The sequence below is a fragment of the Microbacterium sp. SLBN-154 genome (genome assembly GCF_006715565.1).
Classification (GTDB): domain Bacteria; phylum Actinomycetota; class Actinomycetes; order Actinomycetales; family Microbacteriaceae; genus Microbacterium.
The window spans coordinates 845,016-870,103 of sequence record NZ_VFNL01000001.1 but is presented as its reverse complement, the minus strand read 5'-3'; the positions used below and the strand labels follow the sequence as shown (position 1 = coordinate 870,103).

Below are 25,088 nucleotides of genomic sequence, written 5' to 3'. Positions count from 1 at the left end.
CCCGGGAAGGGGTGATCGGCCAAGATGGGGACGACGGCTTTCCACGACGAGGGGACTTCGGCATGCCCGATGGACACGTACTGGACTTCTCCGGGGTGACGAAGAGGTTCGGTGCCGTCGCGGCCGTCGACGGATTCACCGCGCGGGTCGAGCCCGGAGTCGTCACCGGGTTCCTCGGCCCGAACGGGGCCGGCAAGACCACGACGCTGCGGATGCTGCTGGGCCTCGTCCGCCCCGACGCCGGTGCCGCCCTCATCGGCGGCGAGCGCTATGCGCAGCTGCGCCACCCGCTGCAGACCGTCGGCGCGGTGCTCGAGGCTTCGAGCTATCACCCGGGCCGCAGCGCCGCGAACCATCTGAAGGTGTACGCGCAGGCGGCCTCGCTGCCCGAATCGAGGGTGGACGAAGTGCTGGGCCTGGTGGGACTGGCGGATGTCGCGGGCCGGCGTATCGGCGGATTCTCCCTCGGCATGCGTCAGCGCCTCGGGCTCGCCTACGCTCTGCTCGGTGACCCGGGGGTGCTCGTCCTCGACGAACCGTCCAACGGCCTCGACCCCGAGGGCATCAAGTGGATGCGCGGGTTCCTGCGCCAGCTCGCGACCGAGGGCCGGACCGTGTTCGTCTCGTCGCACCTGCTCGCCGAGGTGGCCCAGACCGTCGACGCACTTCTGATCATCTCCCGCGGGCGCCTGGTCTTCCAGGGCGAGATCGCCGACCTCGCCGACCCGGCGGAGTTCGCCACCGTCGTCGACGCCCCCGATCGCGCGGCACTCGTGGCCGCGATGGCGGCGGCCGGCATCGCGGGCGAGGTGCTGCGCGCCGGGCTCGCCGTCCGGGGGCATTCCACCGAGGAGATCGGCCGGGTCGCCGCCGAGGCGGGAGTGGCCCTCTCGTCGCTGCAGCGCAAGGGTCCGGCGTTCGAGGAGGTCTTCCTCGAGCTCGTCAACGGCGTGAGGACCCATCCGAGCGCCTCCGGACTCTCCGCGCCCGGACCCGAACCGACGCCGGCGCCCGACGAAGAGCCGGCACCGGCTCGCGACGAAGAGCCCGCGCCGGAGCCCGAGACCGACGAAGAGCCCGAGCCCGAGCCCGACGAAGAGCCCGCACCCGCACCATCGCCCGACGAAGAGCCCGCACCCGCGCCAGCGCCCGACGAAGAGCCCGCGCCGGACGATGCGCCGGCGCCCGCGCGCGCCGCCGACCGCTCGTTCTCGGTCGCGAGCACCGGGGTGATCGATGTGATCCGCCCCGAGGACGACGGCCCGGGCGGCGACCCGACGACCGACAGGGGAGAAGCGCGATGAGCCTGATCGCCGCCAGCCGCTCCGAGGGCACGAAGCTGTTCACCACGTCGATCTGGTGGGTGCTCGCGATCGCGCTCGTCGGGTACATCGGGTTCAACGCCGCCGCGCTCGCCTTCGTTTTCTCGGCCGCGTCGACCGGTTCGCTCGGCGGCGAGGGAGCCCCGGCGGTGCCGCCCGAGGGGATTCCCGCACTGCTGTACAGCACCGCGACCGCGGTCGGCTACGTCTTCCCCCTCCTCATCGGCACGCTGATGGTCACGAGCGAGTTCCGCCACAAGACGCTCACCTCGACCTTCCTCGCCACCCCGCGTCGCGGACTCGTGCTCGGGGCGAAGCTCGTCGTGGGTCTCGTCATCGGCCTCCTCTTCGGCGTGCTGGGCGTGATCGCCGCGGTGGGGCCGTCGGCGGCCTTCCTTGCCGGCTACGGCCTGGACACCGACCTCACCTCGGGCGACACCTGGGCGCTCCTGGGCCGCATGCTCATCGCCTTCGTGCTGTGGGTGTGGATCGGCATCGGCGTGGGCGCCCTCATCCGCAACCAGGTCGGCGCGATCGTCGGCGTCCTGGTCTTCACGCTGTTCCTCGAGCCGATCGCCCGCCTGGCGGCATCCTTCGTCGAGGGTCTGGGAGACGTGCTCGGCTTCCTCCCCGGCGCGGCCAGCGACGCCCTCGTCGGCGAGAGCATCCTGACCGCGGCGACGGGCGCCGGGGGGTCCGAACCTCTTGCGTGGTGGGCGGGCGGCCTCGTGCTCGTCGCCTACGCGGCCGTCCTCGTCGTGCTCGGGCACGTGGTCAGCTGGCGCCGCGACGTCACCTGAGTCGCGGACCGGACGCCGTCAGCGCGCGGAAGCCGGCGACGGAGCGGGCGCCGGTGACGGCGACGGACGACGGCGCGGCTTCTGCTTGGGTGTGATGGTCTCGATCGGCCCGGTGGCGGCGATGATGTCGACCACGTCAGTCGGGGTCGCATCGGTGTCGAGGCGCAGCGCCTGCGCGAGCGCGACGCCGTGACGGGTGGTGAGGACCACCCGCGCGTACTCGGGGTGCCCGTCGAGGTCGATCACGACGCCCGGCCGGCGCCGCCGCACGATGACGAAGTCGGCACCGTCGGAGTGCGTGAAGGTCCCCATCGCGACCATGCCGGGCACGAACGTGCCGGGGCTCGCGGCGCCGCGAAGCCAGGTCCACGGGTCGTCGGTCAGCTGCACCTTGGTGATCGCCGACCGCTCGATGAGCACATTCCCCCTGCGGAATGACAGCGCGCGCTCGGTGACCGACAGCGCGACTTCGAGCCGCGTCGAGTCGAGCAGCAGGGTCACCATGCGACTAGTCTGCCAGCGCGCAGCGGGCACTCGAGAACGCTTTTGCTCACAGAGCGGCAACGATCCTCGCGCCCCGCTGTCGGGCGACGGTGCAAGACTGGGAGCGTGACCCTGCTCGATCCGGTCCGCGCCTCCCGACTCTCCGCCCGCGACGTCCTCGCGCGAGCGGAGTCCGGCGCGCGGCTGGAGGTCGACGAGGCCGAGATCCTGCTGCAGGCCGAGGGCGCCGACTTCGAGCGGATGCTGGAGCTCGCCGCATCCGTTCGCACGGCGGGTCTCGACGCCGCCGGCCGCGGTCGCATCCTGACGTACTCGCGGAAGGTGTTCGTCCCGCTGACGACGCTCTGCCGAGATCGGTGCCACTACTGCGTGTTCGTGGACACTCCGTCCCAGCTGAAGAAGAAGCACAAGCCGGCTTTCATGTCGCCTGAACAGGTGCTCGCCGTCGTGCGGCAGGGCCAGACGATGGGATGCAAGGAGGCGCTCCTCACCCTCGGCGACCGCCCCGAAGACCGCTGGCCCGAGGCGCGAGAGTGGCTCGACGACCACGGATTCGCCTCCACCCTCGACTACGTCGGCCATATCGCGCGGCTCATCACCGCCGAGACCGGCATGCTCGCCCATCTGAACCCCGGCGTCATGTCGCTGGCCGAGCTCGAGACGCTCCGGCCCACGGCCCCGTCGATGGGGATGATGCTCGAGACGACCTCGCGACGACTCTTCGCCGAGCCCGCTCAGGTGCACTACGGTTCGCCCGACAAGGATCCGGCGGTCCGCCTGGCGGTGATCGAGGACGCCGGTCGCGCGCGCGTGCCGTTCACGACCGGGATCCTCGTCGGCATCGGCGAGACGATCCGCGACCGGGCCGAATCGCTGGTGGCGATCCGCGCGGCGGACGAGGCCCACCGGGTCGACGGGCCCGGTGGTCGCACACTCGGTCACGTGCAGGAGGTGATCGTCCAGAACTTCCGCGCGAAGCCGCGGACGGCGATGCAGGGCGCTCCCGATGCCACGATGCGCGAGTACGTCGCCGCGGTCGCCACGGCGCGCCTGGTGCTCGGACCGCACGCGCGTGTGCAGGTGCCCCCGAACCTCTCCGACGCGCGTGAGCTCGAACTGCTCGTCCGCGCCGGCGCGGACGACTGGGGCGGGGTGTCGCCGCTGACCGCCGACCACGTCAACCCCGAGCGGCCGTGGCCTCAGCTCGACGAGCTCGCCGAGCGCACCGCCGAGCTCGGCTTCACCCTCGCCGAGCGCCTCACCGCGCAGCCCGACTACGTCACCGACGCGGCGGCGTGGATCGATCCCGGTCTCCACGAGGCGGTCGCCCGCCTCGCCGACCCGGCGACGGGCCTGGCGAAGCCCGACACGTCGCCCGCCGCCGCATCCGATCGCCCGCCCCGCTCTCAGCTGCACCTCTCCGCCGTGAACGGCACCGCCGGCGTCGGCCCCCTGCTCGAGCGGGCCGCGACCGACCCGCTCACCCTCGACGACGCCGAGTGGGAGCGCCTCTTGACGGCGACCGGATCCGACCTCGACGCGCTGACGGCGACCGCCGACGACGTGCGCCGGTACACCGTGGGCGAGGCGGTGAGCCTCGTGGTCAACCGCAATCTCACGTCGACGGGATTCCGCGCAGCGGGCGCCGTCGACGCCGAGACCTTCGACCTCGACGACGTCGCCGCGATCGCCGCGGACGCGGTCGCGCTCGGCGCCACCGAGCTGTGCATCCAGGGGCGGCTGCCCGAGGAGGAGGACCCGGAGGCGTACCTCGAGATCGTTCGGGCCGTCCGGACGGCGGCCCCGACGCTGCACCTCCACGCCTACCGCCCGCAGGATGTCTGGGACCTCGCCGACCGCGGCGGCCTGGGGCTCACCGGTGCGCTGGCGGCGCTCCGGAAGGCGGGCGTCGACACGGTGCCGGGGACGGGCGTGAAGGTGCTGAGCGAGCGCGTCCGGGCCGCCGTCGCGCCCGGCGACCTCGAGATCGACCGATGGGAGGAGGGCATCACCGCCGCGCATCGCGCCGGGTTCCGGTCCACCTCCGTGCTGTTCTACGGCCACGTCGAGACCGCGGCCGAGCGGATCGCGCACCTCCGTCGCCTGCGCGCACTGCAGAAGGCCGGCGGTGGCGGGTTCACCGAGTTCGTCCCGATCCCCCTCCCCGGCCCTGCGGGCGGGGTGCCTCTGGTCGCCGAGCGTGCCGCGATCGACGAGCACCGGGCGATGGTCGCGGTGTCGCGACTGCTGCTGTCGGGGAGCATCCCGCACATCCAGATCCCCTGGACCCGGGTCGGCCGCGGCGATGCCGCGGTGCTCCTCGGCGCCGGCGGCGACGACCTCGGCGGAACGCTGCTGGACGGGCGGGTGAAGCCCGAGACGGGGATCGAGCACGGCCAGGAACTGCCGACCACGGATGCCGCAGCGATCGCCGCACGCCTGTTCCGCCCGTTCCGGCTGCGCACGACCGACTACCGGACCGTGTCGCATCCGTCCTCCGGCATCGGGGCGGCCGAGTGACTCGCACTCCCGTTCCCCCTCTCCCGCTGCCGCGGACCGCCGAGGTCGTGATCGTCGGCGCGGGCTTCGCCGGTATCGGCATGGCCATGGCCCTTCGCCGCGCCGGGCATGACGACCTCGTCATCCTCGAGCGGGCCGACGCCGCCGGGGGGACCTGGCGCGACAACACCTATCCCGGCGTCGCGTGCGACGTGCCCAGTCATCTGTACGGATTCGCCGCACACCCGAACCCCGACTGGTCGGGCGTCTTCGCGCGCGGAGACGAGATCCGCCGTTACCTCGACGACGTCGCCGATCGCGAGGGCCTGCGCAACCTGATGCACCTTCGCACCCCGATGCTCGGCGCCGAGTGGGACGACGTCGCCGCGCGGTGGCGCGTGCGCACCCCGGCGGGCGAGATCACCGCCGAGGCGCTCGTCCTCGCATGCGGCCGTCTCACCGAGCCGCTCATCCCCGAGGTACCGGGCCTCGGGACCTTCCCCGGCCCCCTGTTCCACTCCGCGCGGTGGGACCACGCCACCGACCTGGCCGGCCTGCGTGTCGCGGTCGTCGGCACCGGGGCGAGTGCCGTCCAGCTCGTTCCCGAGCTCGCCCGCACCGCTGCGGACGTCACGCTCTTCCAACGGACGCCGGCGTGGATCGTGCCGCGCGAGGCACGCGAGTACACCGACGCCGAGCGGGCCCGCTTCGCCGCCCACCCCGACGAGCTCGCACGTCTCCGCGACGATCTGTACCGCGAAGGCGAGGAGCGCTTCGCTTCGCGATCAGGCGATGCCGCGGCATCCGAATCGGCCCGCGCGATCGCGCTCGCGCACCTGGGCCGGCAGGTCGCCGACCCCGCGCTGCGCCGCGCCCTCACGCCCGACTACGCCTTCGGCTGCAAACGCGTGCTGCTGTCCGACGATTTCTATCCCGCCGTCGCCTCCGACAGGGTCACGCTCGAGCCCTCCGCGCTCGCGGCGGTCGACGGGACGACCCTTCTCGCCGCGAGCGGACGACGGGTCGACGTCGACGCCGTCGTCCTCGCCACAGGGTTCGCCTCGGCCCGCCAGCCATACGCCGAACTCGTCCGCGGCGAGGCGGGCACCACCCTGGCCGAGCAATGGTCGGAGGGCATGAGCGCCTTCGCCTCGACCGTGGTGAGCGGCTTCCCGAACCTCTTCGTGCTGAACGGGCCCAACGCGTCACTCGGTCACAACTCCGCGGTGCTGATGATCGAGGAGCAGGCGGCGTACGCCGTCTCCGCGCTCGAGCGCCGTGGTCTCACCGCCGACGGTGTGCTGCGCGTGGATCCCGCCGCCGAGCGGGCGTATGTCGGTGAGATCGCCGCCGCCGCGGCATCCACTCCCTGGCTCTCGGGCGGCTGTCGCAACTGGTACGTGGACGACCGGTCGGGGCGGCTGACGCTGCTCTGGCCGGGGACGGTCGACGCCTTCCGGCGGCGGTTGTCGGAGACGAACGGAACGGAATTCACCGGGACCCCGGTGGGAGCACGAGGAAAGGAATCCACATGACGGTACCGCTGAGGTTCGGATACAAGGCGTCGGCGGAGCAGTTCGGTCCGGCAGAGCTCACCGACTACGCCGTCCTCGCCGAGGAGATGGGGTTCGACTCGGTGTTCTTGTCCGACCACTTCCAGCCGTGGATGCACGAAGGCGGGCACGCCCCGGCGGCCATTCCGGTTCTCGGCGCGATCGGCGCCCGCACGTCGACCATCATCATGGGGACCTCGGTGCTGACCCCCACCTTCCGGTACCACCCGGCCGTGATCGCGCAGGCATTCGCGACCCTCGGGGTGATGTTCCCGGGCCGCGTGATCCTCGGTGTCGGAACCGGCGAGGCTCTCAACGAGGTGACTCTGGGCCTCGAGTGGCCCGACCCGCCCGAGCGGTTCCAGCGCCTGAAGGAATCGATCCAGCTCATCGACAAGCTCTGGGACGCCGAGCGGGTGACCTTCGACGGCACGTACTACTCGCTCGACGGAGCGACGGTCTACGACCGGCCCGATCAGAAGGTGCCGATCTACATCGGCGCATCGGGCCCGGCCGCGACGCGGCTCGCGGGCCGGATCGCCGACGGCTACATCACCACGAGCGGCAAGGACCCCTCGCTGTACACCGACACCCTGCTGCCGGCGTTGCACGAGGGGCTCGAGAAGGCCGGACGCCCGGGCGACGCGATCGACACCCTCATGGAAGTGAAGGTCTCGTACCACCCCGACCACGCCACGGCGCTGGAGAAGACGCGCTTCTGGGCCCCGCTCGCCCTCTCACCCGAGGAGAAGCGCGACATCCACGACCCGATCGAGATGCAGCGCCGAGCCGCCGAGCTACCGATCGAGCGCGCCGCATCCCGGTTCATCGTCTCGACCGACCCCGAGGAGCACGTCGAGCGGATCGCCCGCTACGTCGACCTCGGGTTCCGCCACCTCGTCTTCCACGACCCCGGTCACGATCAGGCCGAGTTCCTCCGGACGTACGGCGAGGAGATCCTGCCCCGACTGCGGGCACGCTTCGCCGATGCCTGAAGCCTCCGCGTGGGTGGTCGTCGTCCCGGTGAAGGCGACCACCCGGGGGAAGTCGCGACTCGCCGTCGACGGGCTCGATCGCGTCGCGCTCGCGCGGGCGATCGCACTGGACACCGTCGCCGCCGCCGCATCCTGTTCCCTCGTCGCGCAGGTGATCGTCGTGACCGACGAGGCGACGCTGCCGCTTCACGCGGCAGACATCCCCGGTCTGCGATTCCTCCCGGAAGGCGAGGCGCGCGGACTGAATGCCGCGATCGCCGTCGGCATGGAAGGGGCGGGAGACCGGATGCCGCGGGCCGCCCTTCTCGGTGACGTACCGGCGCTGCGGGGCGAAGATCTCGCGGTCGCGCTGCGCGGAGCGGCGGGGGTCGAGCGCGGTGTCGTCGCCGACGCCGAAGGCACCGGGTCGACGCTGGTGACGGCGCGGGCGGGCGTGCCGTGGCGGTCGGAGTTCGGCGAGGGGTCGTTCGCCGCGCACCGCGCGATGGGATGCGAGGTGCTCGAGGTGCCGAGCGGGTCGACGCTGCGACGCGACGTCGACACGGCGGACCAGCTGCGCGACGCAGCCGCGATCGGGCTCGGGGCGCGGACGGCGGCGATGCTCGGATGAGCGGCTACGACGCGGGATTCCTGGGCGTCGGGGTTCCGCTGCCCGTGTCGTCTCGGGTCGGACGGCTGCTCGACTACCCGCGGTTCAGCGTGCTGCTCGATGCGGAGCGACGGCTCGCCTCGGTCACGGGCGTGAACATCGACGGGGAGAGACTGCTCGACCTGCCGAGGACGGGGGACTGGCGCCTCGACCCGCGGGTGCCCGCTGCGGAGCAGACCGGTCCGGAGGTGTACGCCCGCAACGATCTCGACCGAGGACACCTGGTGCGTCGGCGGGATCCGGGCTGGGGCACGCCTGCCGAGGCACGGGATGCCACGGAGGCGACGTTCTTCTACACGAACGCCGCGCCTCAGGCGGCTGACTTCAACCAGTCCAGGGAGCTGTGGCTGGGTCTGGAGGATCATGTGCTGGCTTTCGCCGAGGCGTCCGATCAGCGGATCAGCGTGTTCACGGCGCCCATCTTCGGCGACGAGGATCCGCCGTATCGAGGTGTCCGGGTGCCGCTGCGGTTCTACAAGGTCGCCGCGTGGCTCGGTCGTACGGGGCTCGAGGCGGCGGGATTCGTGCTGGACCAGTCGGAGCTGGTCGACACCCGCGAGGGCGTCGTCGCGGTGGACCGTCTCGGGGCGTTTCGGACATTCCAGGTGCCGATCAGCGATATCGCCGCGGCCACAGACCTGGAGTTCGGTCCGTTGGTCGGAGCGGACGTTCTGGGACCGGCGGGTGCGCGGGCGGAAGGGTGGCGCGAGCTCACCGGGATCGCGGATATCCGGTGGAGTCGGGTGTAACCCGGTCAGATATTCGTTATTACGTTCTATTTCTTTTGCGCGTGAGCGATTCCAATGTCGGAACCCCCTGCGATGATGTGGGCAGGTCATCGAGACGGGGATTCCAGTGGACGCGAACGAGAAGCGGCGGCGGGCGGAGGACAAGCGCGCCGGGGTGTTCGCGGATGAGCTGGCGAAGCTGCGTCGTCGTCGGGCGGCGCTGGAGGCGAAGGAGACCCGGTTGCTGGCGGACGCGTACGCGCTGACGTTGGAGCAGCGGTCACGGGTGGGGTCGGTGTCGTCGCGGGAACGCGACATGCCGCTGCGGTCGATGGCCCTGGAACTGGGGATGGCGGTCAGGGTGAACGACCGGTCGATGCAGACCCAGATGCACGACGCCCACGAGCTGATCGAGTTGTTCCCGCAGACGATGGAAGCACTCGTGGAGGGGCGGGTCAGTCGGGCGCATGCGCAGGTGATCCAAGACGCCGGCCGGGTGATCGAGGATGCCACCGACCGGGCCGCGTTCGAACGGATCGTGCTCGTTGAAGCGGAGCGGCAGACGGTGCCGCGGACGAAGAAGTACGCCATCCAACGCGCGGCAGTGTTGGACCCACGGCCCCTGCAGGAACGGCACCACACGGCGATGAAGGAAAGACGCGTGTGGGTCACCGACCTCGACGACACCCTGTCGACCCTGACAATCCTCGGCACGAACGTCTACATCCACGGTGCGTACAACCGGCTCACCGGGCAGGGCACCACGATCAAGGACGTCGACCGCGCGAAGCGGCGCGAGTACGCGGCCACGCAGGTCGAAGCTGAAGCGAACAGCGGGAGCGGCGGCACGGGGTCCGGGTCGGGGCCGGGGTCAGGTGCGGGGTCAGGTGCGGGGTTCAGGCTCGGCGAGACCGGGACGGACGACAACGGGAGCGTCAGCGGAGGCACCGCGGAGCCGTGGTTCGACGACCGCTCACTGGATGAGATCCGCTGCGACCTCGCCCTGGACATGCTCCTCGCCGGATCCCCGGTCATCGACCCCACCGACGGGGCGAAGGGTGGGCTCGGCGCCATCACCGCCGAGGTGCAGATCACCATCCCGATCACCACCCTCACCGGAGTCACCGGGTCCGGGGCGGAATTGAACGGAGTCACCCCGGTCGACCCGGAGACCGCCAGACGGCTGGCCGGAACCGCGAGGGTGTGGGACCGGGTGATGACCGACCCCATCACGGGCGTGGTGACCGCGGTCGACAGGTACACCCCACATCCATCCCAAACCCGCTTCCTCAACGCCAGAGACGTCACCTGCCGAACACCGGGATGTCGAAGGCCCGCGAAACTCTGCGACAAGGATCACTCCAGGGACTTCGCGTTGGGCGGACCAACCTCCAACGACAACCTCTGCAACGAATGCGCCCGACACCACACGTTGAAACACGCGACGAACTGGCACGTGCAACAACTGCCCGGCGGCATTCTCACCTTCACCAGTCCGGGCGGTAAGACCTACGACAGCCATCCACCCTCACGCGTCGCCTTCGTCCCCATCGACGATGGCACGCTCGCCGTGGCCCCCTTCTGACGGGGTGGGCCGGAGAATCCCCGCCGTCAGGCCGGCGTCGAGATCACCTCCCGGAGCCAGGCGCGGGCACGCGAGAGAAGCGCCCGAGCCGGTTCGGTGTCACGGGCCCAGCTCTCGAACCCGTGCGGGCCACCCGGCACGACATCGAGGGTGGTGGGCACGCCGGCCGCGGTGAGCCGCCGCGCGTAGTCCTGCACCTCCGGGAAGAACAGTTCGATGTCGCCCACCGCGAGATAGGTCGGAGGAAGCGCCGAAACATCCTCCGTTCGTGCGGCAGCGGCATACGGTGGCACGTCCGCACCTCCCGCCCCCTCGCCGAGGTAGGCAGTCCACCCGGCCCGATTGAAGCGGTTGTTCCAGACCGGATGGTCGATCTCGTCCAGAGCCGCGTCCGCGGCCGTCCGGTCGTCGATCATGGGCGCGAACAGCCACTGCCCGATCGGCTGCACCCCACCCTCATCGCGGATGCGCTGCACCACTCCCGCCGCGAGGCCGCCTCCCGCACTCTCCCCACCGACGACGATCCGCCCGGGGTCGACCGCGAGATCGTCGGCGTGCGCCTGGACCCACCGCCAGCCGGCGTGGACATCGTCGTGCGCAGCGGGAAAGGGATGCTCGGGCGCGAGCCGATAGTTCACCGAGACGACGACGATGCCGAGGTCGCGCGCGGTCTCTGCGCACAGCCGTTCGTCCTGACGCGCGTCGCCGATGAGCAGGCCGCCGCCGTGGACCCAGACCAACGCTGCGTCCTCCGAGCGCACGAGCGGCCGGTATACCCGGGTGCGCTGCCCCGCCACTCGGATCGACGTCACCTCGACGCCGAGGATCCGCGGCACCGGCAAGATCCGCGTACCCCCGCGGAGCAGGGACCGCACCCACCGCCGCGACACATCCGGAAGGCGCGTCCTGCGCGTCGCCGCACGGAGCGCGGGGTCCACCCGATCGAGATCCATCGTCACTCCTCCGGTCTGCTCGCGGGAGAGTTCCCCTCCCGAGTATCTTCGTCGCGTGACCGAAGGCAGCCCCGTCGCGACCCACCACACGACCTGCGCGATCGTGGGTGGCGGCCCGGCGGGTCTCGTCCTCGGCCTCCTGCTCGCCCGCGACGGCATCGAGGTGACCGTGCTCGAGAAGCACGCCGACTTCCTCCGCGACTTCCGCGGCGACACCGTGCACCCCGCCACCCTCGGACTCCTCGACGACCTCGGACTGTTCGAGCGGTTCGACGCCCTGCCGCACTCGAAGATCCGTCGGGCGTTCTTCCCGGGCCGGGAGGGCACTGCCGTCTTCGCTGACTTCAGTCGGCTGCCGGTGCGGCATCCGTACATCGCCATGGTGCCGCAGTGGGATCTGCTCGACCTGCTCGCAGAAGCCGCAGCCGCCGAACCGACCTTCACCCTCCTGCGCGAGCACGAGGTGACGGCGGTGACGCGCCGGAACGGCCGGGCGACGGGTGTCAGCTTCACCTCGCCGAACGGCGACGGCCGTCTCACCGCCGACCTCGTCGTCGGCTGCGACGGCCGTTGGTCCACCGTCCGCCGCAGTGTCGGGCTCCCGGTGCGCGAGATGCCCGTCGGCTTCGACGTCTGGTGGTATCGACTGACCAGCGACCGGCACCTCGACGAGAGCCTCCTCCCCCGGGTGCGCGACGGAAAGGTGGCGATCGGCATCCCGCGGCGCGGCTACGTTCAGGTCGCCGCGCTCGGACCGAAGGGGACGGATGCCGCGGTCTGCACCCGTGGCATCGACGCCTTCCGCCACGAGGCGGCGACGCTGTTCCCGGAGCTCGCGGATGCGGTCGGCACGATCGCGACCATGGACGAGGTCGAGCATCTCGATGTACGGCTGGAGCGTCTGCGGCGATGGCATGCGAACAACGTGCTCTGCATCGGCGACGCCGCCCACGCCATGTCACCGGTGGGAGGCGTGGGCATCAACCTCGCCATCCAGGACGCCGTCGCCGCCGCCCGCCTCCTCGCCGGCCCGCTCGCGCGTGGAGCACTCACCCGGCCCCACGGCAGCCGCGTGCTCGCCCGCGTCCGCAGACGCCGCCTTCCGGCGGTGGTCGTCATCCAGACCCTCCAACGGATCCTCCACGCGGGCGTGATCATGCCCGGCCTGCGAGGGAGCCCCCCGGATCCTCCCGCGTGGCTCCTGCGCCTCCTGCACGTCATCCCGGCCCTGACCGTCGTTCCCGCCTTCGCGATCGGGGTGGGCGTCAGACCCGAACGCGCACCGCGCTGGGCCCGCCGGCCGGGCAGCGCTGCGCCGATCAGCCGCGAGGCTCGGTGAGCTGCAGGCGCAGTTCGAAAGGCTCCGATCCCGAGAACGCGGTGACCCGGCCCGCCGCCAACGTGTACACGGCGAACTCGGCGACGTTCACATGGCGCCGCGTGGGTGCGATGCCCTCCCAGACCCCGGTGTGGGTGCCGCTCCCCCGCACATGCGCGGCGACGCGGTCGTCCTCTGCGACCACCTGGATGATCCGCCACCGCCAGTCGGGGAAGGCGTGGAAGAGATCATCGAGGTCGCTGACCCACGCCTCGACACCCGCCGGCCGGTGGGCGCGCCGCACCTCGGCGTGCACGAAGCCGCGGATCGCGTCGAGGTCGTGGCGGTTGGCCGCATCGATGTAGTCCGCGAACCACTCGTGCATCTGCCAGGGCTCCACAGGCTCATTATCGTGGGCGAGCCGGGCCGCATCAGCGTTCGCGCGCCAGGATCGCCCAGGTGTCGAGAGTCGTCCACTCGCCCTTGAACCAGTCCGCCTCCACCGCGCGACCCTCGTGCCGGAACCCCAGTCCGGTGAGAAGTCGCGCCACGGCGGCGTTGCGCTGATCCGACATCGCGATCACCCGATGCGCACCGTGATCGTCGAACAGCTCAGCGACGACCGCCCCCAGGGCCTCGCCGGCGACACCGCGCCGCTGATGCTCGGCAGCCACCGTGACGCCGACCTCATAGGTGTCGGGCTGATCGGCCAGGGTGTGGACGGCGACATCGCCGAGGAGGGCGCCGGAGGTGGCATCCCGCACTCCGATCTGCAGCCATTCCCCCGCCGGCGGCGGGAATCGCGTCGGCTGCCCGCCGAGCAGGGCGTCGGCGTCGGTCGCGCTGTACTCCGGCGTCCACGACTGCCAGCGCGCGACGTCGGGGTCACGACGATAGGCGACGAAGTCGTCGCGGTCGTCGGCGCCGAGCGGAGCCAGGATCAATCTCTCGGTGCGCAACGCGATCACGTCGGCAGGCTACCGCGGGTGACGCCGTCGAGGGTGTGAGCGGTCAGATCAGCAGATAGACGGCGCCGACCACCGTCAGGACGATCACGAGTCGCTCGAACAGCCGTTGGTCGATCCGGTCGGCGATCCATCGCCCACCGAGGGCACCCGCCACCACGAGCGGCGCGAGGATCGCGTCGAGCACGAGACCGGGCACCGTGATGAGGCCGAGTCCGACGGAAAAAGGCACCTTGCTGATGTTCACGATCGCGAAGAGCCACGCCGCGGTGCCGAGGAACTCCTTCACGGGGAATCGCGCGGCGAGGAAGTACATCGACATCACCGGTCCCGCCGCGTTGGCGACCATCGTCGTGAAGCCGCCCAGCGTGCCGTAGACCGCCGCGGCCCCGCGGCGAGGCGGTCCCTCGACGAGGGCGGATGCCATGCGGCGACGCCACAACGTGACCGCGATCACCCCGAGAAGCAGCACTCCGATGGTGCGCTTGACCCACGCGTCATCGGCGACGGCGAGGAAGAGCACCCCGACGAGAAGGCCGGCCACGATCGCCGGAGCCAGCCGGAGCAGCGCCCGCCAGTTCACGTGCCGCACGTACATCGTGATGGCGAACATGTCGGCGAGGATCAGCAGCAGCAAGATGGTGCCGGTCGACTCGCGCGCGGGGAGCACGGCGGCGAACGCTGCGACGGCGAGGGTGCCGGCCCCCGGGACCGCGGTCTTGGACAGCCCGATGACGACCGCCGCGACAGCCAGCAGAACCCAGGCGAACGGGCTGAGTTCGGGCACCCCTCAGACTTCGCGACCGGCGCCCGGCAGCCGGATCACGCCCGTCTGCGGCGCGAACTCGTCGGCGGCGTGGGGCAGCGAGAAGGTCGCCACAGCGGCGATGAGCGCATCGACGGTCTGCGTGTCGGCGACGACGTCGACGGCCAGGCCGGCACGGCGGGCGTCGCGCGCGGTCCGGGGTCCGATGGCGGCGATGACTGTCGTGTCGGGAATGTGGGGGAACTGGGCGTGCACCTGTTCTGCCACCGACCCACTGGTGACGAGGATGGCGTTGATGCGGCCGCTCTCGACGTCGCGGGCGATGCGGTCGGCGACGGGCACCCCGACCGTGCGATACGCGACGACGCTGCGCACGCGGTGACCGGCATCGCTGAGGCTGCGCGTGAGCACGGGCTTGGCGATCTCGCTCCGGAGGGTGAGGATGTCGACCGGCTCCGGCTCGAGCCCGATGAGCTGCTCGGCCATTCCCGCGGCGGAGTTGTCGCGCTCGGGGACGAGGTCGACCTTGTATCCGACGGCCTGCAGGGCCGCCGAGGTGGTCTCACCCACGGCGGCGACCTTGGTGGAGGCGGGAATCGTCGCGCGATAGGCGTAGAGCACGTCGACGGTGGTCGCACTCGTCACCGTGAGCCAGCGGAAAGCACCCGCAGCGAGGTCGGCCAAGGCCTTCTCGAGGGTCTCGTGATCGCGCGTGGGGGCGAAGTTGATCAGCGGCGCGATGACCGGCGTCGCGCCCTGGCGGCGAAGCGACGCCGCCACCCCATCACCCCACGGGCCACCGCGGGGCACGAGGACGCGCCAACCCCCGAGGGGCTTGGCTGACGGGTCCTGAGCTGCGTGGTTCATTCAGTCGACTCTCGTGGGGCGTGTTCGGCCGCCCGCACTTCGAGCAACCGACGCGCGCAGGTGCATACGCGCGATCGGCAGCATCCGCTCCATTGCACTGCCTGCTTCCCGAGCATACCCCGGGCCGCTCAGAACCGCCTCGCGACCGATATTTCAGTTCACCGGGTGTACGAGCGCACGAACAGCCACACGAGTCCGCCCACGGCAGCGGCGGCCGCGACCACGGCCGCCGTCGCGGCCCCGGGATTGCGCCGCGCGAAGTCGCGCGCGCGCTCGACCTCGCGGTCGGTCGCCTCCGACACCCGGCGCGGGACGTTCGCCTTGACCTCGATGGCGGCGAGCGCAGCCTTCAGCTCGGCCCGCGCCTGCTCCACGGGGTCGGCGATGCCGATCGGCACGGCGGTCCGGGGAACGGGAACAGGGGCCACAGCGCTCTTGCGCGGCGAGACCTCAGAGCTCATCGCGCACCTCCTTCACGTCGAGGGCGATCGACTGGACCGGGTTCTCGCGGCTGGACAGCCGCCGGAAGCGCAGGTAGCCCAGCAGCGCCAGGATCACGGTGATGAGGATCATCACCCCGAACACGACGATGGCCGACAGCCACACCGGCCACCACGACGACAGGCCCGCGATGACGAAGGTGCCGAAGACCGGCACCGACCAGAAGAGCACGAACAGGGCCGCGACGAACCAGCCCGCCCCGATGCCGGCATCCTTCGCGGTCTTCGCCAGCCACTTCTTCGCCGACTCGATCTCGGCGACGATGAGGTTCTTGACCAGCTCGGGAATCTCGCCGACAAGTGTCAGCAGACTGTCGTCAGCCCGGTCGCGGAAGCCGCGCGGGGTCGTCATATCAGGCTCCGGAGTGGGACGCGGGCGACGTCTTCGCCGCAGCGGCCGACGCGTCGGACGCGGCGTCGGCAGCGGCATCCTTCACGGCTTCCGCCGACGACTTCGCGGCGCGCTTGACCTCCGCGGCCTTCTGGTCGCCGCTGGTGTCCTTGGACGTCGCCGCCTTGGTCACCTTCACCGCGCCGTCCCACAGCGTGCCGGGGATGGATGCGGCGCTCGACTTGGCGAACTCCGTCACTTTCGCGACCTGCTTCTGCACCGGGGGCTGGTTCCACAGCTTCTCGGCCTGCGCCTTGATCTGCTCGTAGCGTTCGCGCCCCGCACGGGATCCCAGGACGTAGCCGGCGGCCAGTCCAATGACCAGCCCGATCTTGCCTCGCATGACGTCTCCTCACGTTCGTCGGGTGAAATCCCTTACACAGTAGCGGCGTATTCCTTTGACGGCATCCGCTCTTGACGCGCGCAGTCGCCCGGGGCACAATCATCCGGCCACGCCGCCGAAGAGGACGCCTCGTCGAAGCGCGTCGGCCTCGGCGACCGCATCCTCCACGACCTGCGCGAGCCCTGTTCCGGCCAGCCAGGCACCGACGACGGCGATGCCGGGCGCCGCCGCGAGCGCGGCGCGGGCACGGGTGGCGCGCTCGGCCCGTCCCCGGGCTGTCGCAGGCGGCGGCTGTTCGTAGCGATTTCGGTGCACCCCGCGCAGACGGACACCGTCGAGCGGGAGGGCCAGAAGAGCGGATGCCTCGGCCAGCGCCATCGCCGTCGCCGCGGCGTCGTCGAGCGCGGCCGTGGCCGGCGGATCGCCCGGGCCGCCGAAGGTCACCCGCGCGACGACGCCGTTCTCACCGGCTTCAGCGCGAAGCCCGTCCCACCGGCCGGTCTGGTGCAGGAGCGTCGATGCTCTGCGGGTTCCCGGCACCGCGTGCACCACCGGCCCCGGGCGGTCGACCGCGCCGCCGGGGGCGTCGAAGACGAGGGTGATCGATTCCAGGGGCACGGTGGGGGCGACATCGACCGCGAGCGAGGTGAGCTGCGGCGCGGCATCGGCGAGGAGCGCCCGCGCGGCGTCCTCGTCGACGGCGACGACGACCGCGTCGGCGGCGACGGCCTCGTCGCCGGTCTGGACCAGCCACGGCCGGGCGCCGACGTCGCGGGAGCGCCTGATCCCGGTGACCGGCGCCTCGGTGCGGATCTCGACGCCGAAGTCGTCGAGGCGTGCGGCGAGGCCGTCGACGATCCGCGACATCCCGCCCGAGAGCCCGGCGAGGCCCTCTCCTGCGCCTTCACGCTCGGCGCGAACGGCCGCCACGGCGCCGGCGAGAGATCCGGTGCGGGTGAGGGCGGCGTTCAGGCCCGGCGCGACGTCATCGACGACGACGTCGTCGGGATCGACCGCGTAACCCCCGACGCTGAGCGGGGCGACGAGTCGGTCGCGGACACGGTCGCCCATGCGGGTTCGCACGAGGCGCCCCAGACTCTGCTCCTGACCGATCGTGAGCGGTGGGCGGAGCCGGTCGAGGTACGCGCGCCACGCGCCGGACCACCCGATGTGGCGGCGCACGTCATCGGCCCACGCATTCGCGGGGATGCCGACGACGGTCTCCGCCGGGAGCGGCGCGGCTCCGGCCGCGCCCGCGATCCAGCGCCCGCCGTGGTCGGGACGGATCACCGCATCACCGAGCCCCACGTCGTCGAGAACCGCCGCGACCACCCCGCCGCGGGTGGAGAATCCGTCGGCGGCGAGGTCCACCCCGACCCCGCCCACATCCTCGCGACGGATGACGCCGCCGACCCGGGCGTCGCGCTCGAGAACGGTGACGCTCATGCCGACCTTCGCGCACTCGAGCGCGGCGACCAGACCCGCGACCCCGCCGCCGACGACGATCACGGCCTTGTCGGCGGGATTCGCGGGAACGGATGTGGCGTCAGCGGCGTCGGTCACGGCGCAGTCTCCCTTCGGCGGCCACCAGTCGGCCGTCATGCAGTTCGGCGACCCGATCGGCGCGTGCGCGGAGGATCGGATCGTGGGTCGCGACCACCGCGGCGATGCCTCGGGTGTGGACGAGATCGACGATGAGGTCCATCACCGCTGTCGCGGTGCGGGAGTCCAGCTGCGCGGTCGGCTCGTCGGCGATGAGCACGCGCGGCTCCGCGACGATCGCCCGCGCGATCCCGACCCGCTGCTGCTGCCCGCCCGACAGCTCGCCGGGCCGCTGCCCGGCGTGGTCGGCGAGCCCCACCTGGCGGAGGGCTTCGGCGACCCGCGCATCGCGTTCGCCGGGCTCGGTGCGGGCGATCCGCAGCGGCAGCTCGACGTTCTCGGCCGCCGAGAGCACGGGGATCAGTCCGAACGATTGGAAGACGAACCCCAGATCGCGCCGGCGGACCTCGGCCAGAGCGTCCTCGTCGAGCGAGGTCACCTCGGTCTCACCCACCCATACGCGGCCCGCGTCGGGGCGATCCAGCGTGCCGAGGATGTTCAGGAGAGTCGTCTTGCCCGCGCCGGAGGGCCCGGTGACGACGACGAGCTCACCCGCACGCACCTCGAGGTCGATGCCGACGCAGGCGTGCACGTCGCCGGCGGCGCTGCGGAAGGTACGCGTGAGACCCTCGCCGCGGAGGGCCGCGACCCCCGCGCCGCTCACGGCCGATCCTCCCGGGGAGCGTCGGGCGCGGCATCCGCTCGCTCCCCCGGGCGCACCTGCACGTGGTCGGGTTCGAGGGCGAGCCGCACCCGGTCGCGGAGATCCAGCGCCGCGACGAACTCGTCGGGGAGCTGCAGTCGTCCCACCCGGTCGAGCACGGCGTACTCCTCGGCGATGTGCTCCTCGGCGCCGTGCTCGTCGACGCGGGTGGAGCGCAGCACCTCGGTGGAGGTGCGCCCGTCGCGGATCTGCACGGTGCGCGCGACGTGGTCGGACACCCCCGGGTCGTGCGTGACGATGAGCGTGGTGATTCCGCGCTCACGGTTCACGGTGCGCATGGCCTCGAGCACCTGGGCGCTCGTGGTGTCGTCGAGTTCGCCGGTCGGCTCATCGGCGAGGAGCACCCGCGGATCATTCGCGATGCCGACGGCGATGGCGACCCGCTGCTGCTCACCGCCGGACATCTCCGCCGGTCGACGGACGGCGCAGTGCCCCACGTCGACGAGGTCGAGAAGCTCCTGCACCCGCGCTCTCCGGGCGGCGGCACCGCGGGGCGTTCCCGTCACGGCGAGGCTCGCCGCGACGTTCTCGGCGGCGGTGAGATAGGGGAAGAGGTTGCGCGAGGTCTGCTGCCACACGAACCCGACGCTGCGACGGCGGAAGCCGACCCGCTCCTTCTCCTTCATCGTCAGGAGGTCGTGGCCGGCGACGACGGCCACCCCGGCGGTGGGCCGGTCGAGGCTGGAGAGGATCGACAGGAGCGTGGACTTGCCCGACCCCGACGCACCCACGACGGCGACGAGCTCTCCGGCGTCGACCCGCAGGTTCAGTCCCTGGAGGGCCTGAACCTCGATTCCCGGGCCCGAGGCCGTGGGCACCTGGAAGATGCGCACGAGATCAGCGCACCAGATGTCGGCATCGGGCGCGGCTCCCGGGCGCGCACGGGTGGTGGGGTCCATGGTCCTATCCTTCCTCGACCGTGCGCAGGAGGCGCGAGGTGCGGGCGCGGCGCGAGACCGCCAGGGCGATGAGCGTGGCAAGCGCCACGAGCGCGACGAAGGCACCGAGCGTGACCCCGAGGATCACGGGATCGACGGCATAGGCGGGCTGAGCCGTCGATCCGGTGAACGACCGGAGGTCGACCCCGGCCAGGACCACGAGCGGCACGAGAGCGCCGAACAGGGTGCCCGCGATGAGGGCGGCGAGTCCCGCCGGCGCGACCTCCCACGCCGCCAGGGCGCGCCCGATGCGGGCCGGGGCGCCGAGCGTGCGGAGCAGGGCGAGCAGCCGCGCCCGCGGCGCGGCGGCGAGGGTGAGGGTCATCACCACCGCGAGGGCGCCGAGAAGTGCGGCGAGCGCCGTCGCGGTGAGGAGCGCGGCGCGCAGACCCGCGACGGCAGGACTCGCTTCGATCCCGTCGGTGATCTCGCGGGCGGTGTCGATGCGGAGCGTGGGGCTCACGACCTGCCGCACCGCGTCGAGCACCGCACCCGGGTCGCCGCCGGGCGCGAGCCGCAGCACCGCGGTGCGGTCGCTCGGATCCCGACCGAGCGCCTCCTCGGCGGCCGAGGCGTCGAGCGCCAGCCAGGCCGCGCGTGCGCCGATCGGGGCCGGTCCGTCGAGCACCCCCACGACCTCGGCGGGCACCGAGCCGACCCGCAGGCCGTCGCGGCCGTCGATCTCGTCGGCGAGCGCGGTCGAGACGACGATCGGAAGCGACCCGGACGTCGGTGCCAGCGAGACGCCGGGCGGCAGCATCCCCGGGCCCTCCCCCTGCACCGCGCGGAGGTCGTCGGCGTCGACGACGAAGGCCGAGGTGCCGACCCGCTCACCGTCGATGTCGAGGGTGACGGGCTCCGCCCCCGAGATCCCCGTCGCCCCCGCCACGCCGTCCAGGGCGCCCAGCTGCGCGAGCTGGTCGCGCGTGATGATGCCGCCCGCCACCCGGATGTCGGCGCCGATCTGCGCGCCCGCCGATCGGTCAATGCCCGCCTGGACGGTGGAGAGGAGGATGCCGGAGGAGACCGCCACCGACACCCCGACCACGAGCGCGAGCACGGGGGTCAGCCCGATCGCGGGCTCCCGCAGCGCCCGCACGGCTCCGAGATAGCCCGCGAGGTCGCGGGCTCCGCGGGATCGCCGGAGGATCGCCGCGAGCGGCAGCGGATACAGCCGCAGCGTCACGACGCACGCGACGAGCGCGAGCAGCAGCGGTGTCGCCGCGGTCAGGAGGTCGGCGCCGTCACCCGCACCGCGGATCAGCAGCAGCGTGAGCGCGAGTGCGGCGAGGACGAGCACCGCGCCCTCGCCGATGACCCGCAGCCGCGATCCGCGCCCGCCGAGATCGGCGCGAGGCCGGCGGTCGGCGGCCGACGGTGCGAGGACGGCCAGCATGACGGCGGGAAGGAGACCGACGGCGACCGCCAGCCCGACCCCCGCGACGTCGGGGACGGTTCCGAGGACCACCTGCGTGAGGGCCATGCCGATCCCGACACCGAAGAGCGCCGGAAGGATGCCGCAGGCCACGCCGTCGAGCGCCAGAAGAGCCCGGAGCTGCGCGGTGTCCGCGCCACGCGCAGCGAGGAGGCGCAGAGCGGGTCGGCGCCGGTCGAACACGAGCCGACAGCCGAGGATCAGCACCGCGGCAGCCACGCCGATCGGGCCGGAGGCGATCATGGCGACCACCCCTGCGGTCGCCCGCTCCTGGGCGAGCGCGGCGTCGATGGCGCCGATGACGTCGGCGGTGAACCGCAGGCTCAGGATGCCGCCGCTGCCGGCCGAGGTCTCGGCGACGGTGTGCCCCACCGCGGTGAGGAGACGAAGGCCCGCCGCGACCGCCTCGGCGTCGCGCGCGTCGACCGCGGTCTCGTCGAAGGGGTACCAGACGATCGTCGTGACGCTCGCGCCCTGCGTCGGGAAGGTCGCGCGGAGGGACGCCGGATGGGCGAACCCGGTGCCGGTCACGACCCGCGGCATGTTGCCGTCATCGAAGATGTTTGGCTCGAGCACCGAGGCGACGTGCTGCCAGTACGCACCGGCGGGATCGACGGGGGCGAAGACACCGACGAGCACGACATCGACGATGCCGTCGAAGCCGGTGATCTGACGCGTGGTGTCGCGTTCCCACTCGAGCTCGTCGGCGGTGTCGGCCGACAGGATGATCTCGATCCTCCCGAAGGCCTGACCGTCCGCGACCTCGGCGCCCGGCTCGACGAAGACCGCGGGCTCGGGCAGCCGGCCGTCGACGATCTCGATCTCGTCTTCGTAACGGGGGTCCACGGCGACGGCGATCTCCGCCGTCCCCGGCTCGTCGGCCAGGACGGCCGGTGAGCCGACGGCGACCGTGCGCGCCGGCTGCAGGATGTCGGGGAGCGGCGCCGCCGCCTCGCCGCGGATCCGCTCGACCTCGGCTGTGAAGCCTCCCCAGACATCGTCGACGACGGTCGGGTTGGAGAACAGCACCTCGGGCGCGACCTGGGGGATGCCGTTCTCGTCGGCCACGACGTCGCGCTCGACCGCGCTGAGCCCGGCGAGCCGGTACTGCACGGTCGCGTCGCCGAGGCGCCCGAGGGCGACGGGAGCCGTGGTGGTGAGCACCGTGAGAACCAGCACGAGCAGGGCGACCACGAAACCCCCGCCCGAGGCGAAGCCGAGGTGGTGGCGCAGGAGCGCCGCCCGGGTCACGCGGCCGCTCACCGGGCCTCCTCCCCTACGAGCGCGTCACGGGCGGCGCGATCGACGCTCAGGCTCGCACCCACGACGATGAGGGCGAGCCCCGCCACGACCACCGTCACGACGCCGATGAGCGGAACCCAGGCAGGCTGAAGCGAGAGGGCCACGGGAAGGATGCCGGGCGTCGTCGCGCGGACGAGGGGTGCGGCCAGAAGGAGCGTGACCGCTCCGCCGGCCACCACGCCGAGGAGGGCGGAGCCGCCGAGGATCGCTCCGAGCTCACCGGCGCGCAGCCGCGCCTGCCGGCCGGTGGTGACGCCGAGCGCACGGAGGACCGCGACCTCGGGCCCCCGCGCGAGAGCGAGCGACTGGACGATGGCGAGCGTGGCGATCAGCGCGAGCACGGCAGCGCCACCGGCGGCCACCCACCACCCCGGAACGAGCACCCCGATCATCCGGTCGGCCACCCCGGGGGCGGCCACGCGCACAGGACGGTCGTCGAACGTCGCGCTGAGCGCGGCGTCGGAGCTTGTGCGGCCCGCGGCCCACACGCTCCCGGGGAGGGCGAACGACGTTCCCCGCTGCAGGGAGGCGACGAGAAGATCGTCCGTCACCGCGAAGACGGCGTCGGTGCGCGACGCCCCGGGGATGGCCGCGACGACGGCGGCGACGAGCACCTCGCCGCGGCGCCCGGTGCCGGCCACCCGGTAGTCGAGACGGTCGCCGACGGCGATGCCGAACCGCGCCCCGAACCCTTCGGAGACGGCGACCCGCAGGGCCTCGGCCGGCACGGCTGCGGGTCCGCGTTCCCGGCCGTCGGCGAGCCAGATCACCCGCTCGCGGTCCCCACCCTCGAAGACGACCGAGCCGGCGAGGTCGAGGGTCTCCCCTCCGACCGCCGAGACCCGGTCCAGCGTCACCGTTCCCGCGGGCACGCCGGGGGTCGGGCCCACGCGCACGACGAGCGCGGCCAGCGTCCACGGCGCTGCCCCCTCGGGGAGAGCGGCTTCGGCCACCACCTGCGCGCCGTCGATCGACGACAGCGACAGCGGCTGCGACACAGGCGTCCCGCGCGCGTCGAGGAGGATGGCGAGCGGCTGCAGCGCACCGCTCACGTCGGCACCGGTCCACTGCGTCGACACGGTGATCGAGAGACCGGCGGCTCCGTCCCCGAGCGCGACGGGTGCCGCCCGCGCGACGTCGCCCGCGCCGGCGCCCTCCTCGTCGGTCACCGCCCGCACGAGCGCCTCGGGATCGGCCGCGCCGCCCGCATCGGTCATGACCTCCGGCGCGAGAGCGGCGGGGAGTGCGACGAGGCTCACGTCATCGTCGCCGAACTCGAGCATGTCGGTGACCGCCCCCGCCACCGCATCGACGCCCTCCACGGCGGCAGCCGCGGCGAGATCCGCGGGCGAGGCGCTCTGCGGTGCCAGGTCGACGCGGAGGTCGGCGCCCACGCGCAGCGCGGCGGAATCCGACGCGGCGGCGACCCAGGTGCCGGCGAATGCGCCGGCGAGCACCGCCTGCGACACCGTCAGGGCCACCAGCAGCACGGCCACCCCCGAGAGCGGGAGCCGGCGGGCGATCTGGCGCCGGCCGAGCGCGGTCTCCAGGCCCCGGGTGCGCGCCGCCGGAAGCGCCGCGATGCGCGCGATGACGCCAAAGGCGGCGAGCGCTGCCAGCGCCGCGGCGAGGAGGACCACGGTGGGGGTGAGCGCCACGATCGGGTCGAACCCGCCGGGCCGGGCGAACCCGAGCTGCCAGAGGCCGAGGGCCGCTGCCGCGAGCACGATGACCACGGCGGCGGCGCCGGTCGCCCGTGCTCCCCGGCGACGCGTGATCGAGCGGCGCGCCAGCGCCACGACGAGGATCGCCGCGAGGAGCAGGGCGACCAACGCCCCGGACGCCGTCTGCGAGACCGCCGCGGCCGCGGCATCCGTCCCTGCGATCGCCGACGCGAGCCCGGCGGCGGCGACCGCGCCTGCGATCGCGCCGGCGACACCGACCGCCAGCGCCTCGATCGCGTGGAGCACGAGCGCCTGCCCGCGCGAGAGCCCCCGGGCGCGGGCGGTGTCGGTCTCGTGCTCGCGTGCAGCGGCGAGCAGCCGACCGAGCTGCGCCACCGCGGCCCCCGCCACGACGGTGACGGTGAGGAGGAGGGACGGAAGCGCTGAGGCGAGCGAACCCGCGCCGACGGCGACCGCGGCGGCGACCTCGTCGTCGGGGGTGCCGGCGGCCGCGGCGGCGCGGGCGAGCGACTCGGCATCGCCGGTGACGACGAGGACGAGGATGACGGTGGCCACTGCGACGGCGACGGTCGCCGAGAGGGCGCCGAGCTGCCCGGCGCGGGCACGCGCCCTGCGCACGACCAGGCCGGCCGTGCCGAGGGTGCGCGGATCCGCCACGTCGCGC

The 25,088-nt window shown here is 72.6% G+C and carries 23 protein-coding genes; 9 read left to right on the top strand and 14 right to left on the bottom strand.

Annotated elements, in window-relative coordinates; genetic code table 11:
• Positions 1-62 precede the first annotated feature (62 nt).
• Together FBY40_RS04385 and FBY40_RS04380 are read left to right on the top strand one after the other, a co-directional pair.
• Entirely contained in the window at positions 63-1,304 is a 1,242-nt protein-coding gene (locus FBY40_RS04385) for an ABC transporter ATP-binding protein (protein ID WP_141936723.1), read from the top strand.
• A complete protein-coding gene (locus FBY40_RS04380; protein ID WP_141936721.1) occupies positions 1,301-2,122 on the top strand; it encodes an ABC transporter permease subunit in 822 nt (273 codons plus the stop codon). Before FBY40_RS04385 ends, FBY40_RS04380 begins: the two co-directional genes overlap by 4 nt.
• Before the next feature lie 18 nt (positions 2,123-2,140).
• On the opposite strand, the gene FBY40_RS04375 is transcribed toward FBY40_RS04380, so the two are convergent.
• Complete coding sequence (locus FBY40_RS04375) at positions 2,141-2,626, bottom strand: hypothetical protein (protein ID WP_141936719.1); 486 nt, start codon at positions 2,624-2,626, stop codon at positions 2,141-2,143.
• A gap of 105 nt (positions 2,627-2,731) precedes the next feature.
• Here FBY40_RS04375 and cofG point away from each other — a divergent pair, with 105 nt between their 5' ends.
• From cofG to FBY40_RS04345, 6 genes are all read left to right on the top strand, one after another.
• On the top strand, positions 2,732-5,146 hold the full coding sequence (gene cofG / locus FBY40_RS04370) for a 7,8-didemethyl-8-hydroxy-5-deazariboflavin synthase CofG (protein WP_235014563.1): 2,415 nt from the start codon (positions 2,732-2,734) through the stop codon (positions 5,144-5,146).
• Entirely contained in the window at positions 5,143-6,660 is a 1,518-nt protein-coding gene (locus tag FBY40_RS04365; protein WP_235014561.1) for a flavin-containing monooxygenase, read from the top strand. Before cofG ends, FBY40_RS04365 begins: the two co-directional genes overlap by 4 nt.
• Positions 6,657-7,673 (top strand): glucose-6-phosphate dehydrogenase (coenzyme-F420), encoded by a 1,017-nt coding sequence (fgd, locus tag FBY40_RS04360; protein ID WP_141936717.1) that lies wholly within the window; start codon positions 6,657-6,659, stop codon positions 7,671-7,673. Before FBY40_RS04365 ends, fgd begins: the two co-directional genes overlap by 4 nt.
• On the top strand, positions 7,666-8,283 hold the full coding sequence (cofC, locus tag FBY40_RS04355) for a 2-phospho-L-lactate guanylyltransferase (RefSeq protein ID WP_141936715.1): 618 nt from the start codon (positions 7,666-7,668) through the stop codon (positions 8,281-8,283). The genes fgd and cofC overlap by 8 nt, the downstream gene beginning before the upstream one ends.
• Positions 8,280-9,071, top strand: a complete 792-nt coding sequence (locus FBY40_RS04350) for a DNA/RNA non-specific endonuclease (protein WP_141936714.1) — start codon at positions 8,280-8,282, stop codon at positions 9,069-9,071. Before cofC ends, FBY40_RS04350 begins: the two co-directional genes overlap by 4 nt.
• Positions 9,072-9,177: 106 nt before the next feature.
• The gene (locus tag FBY40_RS04345; protein ID WP_141936711.1) at positions 9,178-10,635 is read left to right on the top strand and encodes an HNH endonuclease signature motif containing protein; all 1,458 of its coding nucleotides are present in this window, start codon (positions 9,178-9,180) and stop codon (positions 10,633-10,635) included.
• Between the two features lie 26 nt (positions 10,636-10,661).
• On the opposite strand, the gene FBY40_RS04340 is transcribed toward FBY40_RS04345, so the two are convergent.
• The gene (locus tag FBY40_RS04340; RefSeq protein WP_141936709.1) at positions 10,662-11,588 is read right to left on the bottom strand and encodes an alpha/beta hydrolase; all 927 of its coding nucleotides are present in this window, start codon (positions 11,586-11,588) and stop codon (positions 10,662-10,664) included.
• Between the two features lie 55 nt (positions 11,589-11,643).
• On the opposite strand from FBY40_RS04340, the gene FBY40_RS04335 reads away from it, so the two are divergent.
• On the top strand, positions 11,644-12,927 hold the full coding sequence (locus tag FBY40_RS04335; protein ID WP_141936708.1) for an FAD-dependent oxidoreductase: 1,284 nt from the start codon (positions 11,644-11,646) through the stop codon (positions 12,925-12,927).
• On the opposite strand, the gene FBY40_RS04330 is transcribed toward FBY40_RS04335, so the two are convergent.
• From FBY40_RS04330 to FBY40_RS04275, 12 genes are all read right to left on the bottom strand, one after another.
• Entirely contained in the window at positions 12,908-13,306 is a 399-nt protein-coding gene (locus FBY40_RS04330) for an ester cyclase (protein ID WP_141936706.1), read from the bottom strand. The two genes, FBY40_RS04335 and FBY40_RS04330, sit on opposite strands and share 20 nt — an antisense overlap.
• Before the next feature lie 31 nt (positions 13,307-13,337).
• Positions 13,338-13,874, bottom strand: a complete 537-nt coding sequence (locus FBY40_RS04325; protein ID WP_141936704.1) for a GNAT family N-acetyltransferase — start codon at positions 13,872-13,874, stop codon at positions 13,338-13,340.
• A 43-nt stretch (positions 13,875-13,917) separates the two neighbouring features.
• Entirely contained in the window at positions 13,918-14,658 is a 741-nt protein-coding gene (locus FBY40_RS04320; protein ID WP_141936702.1) for a sulfite exporter TauE/SafE family protein, read from the bottom strand.
• Positions 14,659-14,661: 3 nt separating this feature from the next.
• Positions 14,662-15,504: a uroporphyrinogen-III synthase gene (locus FBY40_RS04315; RefSeq protein WP_141936700.1), complete on the bottom strand. Its 843-nt coding sequence runs from the start codon at positions 15,502-15,504 to the stop codon at positions 14,662-14,664.
• 158 nt (positions 15,505-15,662) lie between these two features.
• Positions 15,663-15,965, bottom strand: coding sequence for a hypothetical protein (locus tag FBY40_RS04310; protein ID WP_141936698.1), 303 nt, complete (start codon positions 15,963-15,965; stop codon positions 15,663-15,665).
• The gene (locus FBY40_RS04305) at positions 15,955-16,356 is read right to left on the bottom strand and encodes a phage holin family protein (protein WP_141936696.1); all 402 of its coding nucleotides are present in this window, start codon (positions 16,354-16,356) and stop codon (positions 15,955-15,957) included. The genes FBY40_RS04310 and FBY40_RS04305 overlap by 11 nt, the downstream gene beginning before the upstream one ends.
• Before the next feature lies 1 nt (position 16,357).
• Positions 16,358-16,738, bottom strand: coding sequence for a hypothetical protein (locus FBY40_RS04300; protein ID WP_141936693.1), 381 nt, complete (start codon positions 16,736-16,738; stop codon positions 16,358-16,360).
• Positions 16,739-16,837: 99 nt separating this feature from the next.
• On the bottom strand, positions 16,838-18,301 hold the full coding sequence (locus FBY40_RS04295) for a protoporphyrinogen/coproporphyrinogen oxidase (RefSeq protein ID WP_235014558.1): 1,464 nt from the start codon (positions 18,299-18,301) through the stop codon (positions 16,838-16,840).
• Positions 18,285-19,004: an ABC transporter ATP-binding protein gene (locus FBY40_RS04290; protein WP_141936689.1), complete on the bottom strand. Its 720-nt coding sequence runs from the start codon at positions 19,002-19,004 to the stop codon at positions 18,285-18,287. The genes FBY40_RS04295 and FBY40_RS04290 overlap by 17 nt, the downstream gene beginning before the upstream one ends.
• Positions 19,001-19,963 carry an ABC transporter ATP-binding protein gene (locus FBY40_RS04285; protein ID WP_141936687.1) on the bottom strand — a complete coding sequence of 321 codons (963 nt, stop codon included), beginning with the start codon at positions 19,961-19,963 and terminating at the stop codon, positions 19,001-19,003. Before FBY40_RS04285 ends, FBY40_RS04290 begins: the two co-directional genes overlap by 4 nt.
• 4 nt (positions 19,964-19,967) lie before the next feature.
• Positions 19,968-22,700 carry an FtsX-like permease family protein gene (locus tag FBY40_RS04280; RefSeq protein ID WP_141936685.1) on the bottom strand — a complete coding sequence of 911 codons (2,733 nt, stop codon included), beginning with the start codon at positions 22,698-22,700 and terminating at the stop codon, positions 19,968-19,970.
• The gene (locus tag FBY40_RS04275; RefSeq protein WP_141936683.1) at positions 22,697-25,081 is read right to left on the bottom strand and encodes an FtsX-like permease family protein; all 2,385 of its coding nucleotides are present in this window, start codon (positions 25,079-25,081) and stop codon (positions 22,697-22,699) included. Before FBY40_RS04275 ends, FBY40_RS04280 begins: the two co-directional genes overlap by 4 nt.
• Positions 25,082-25,088: the final 7 nt, after the last annotated feature.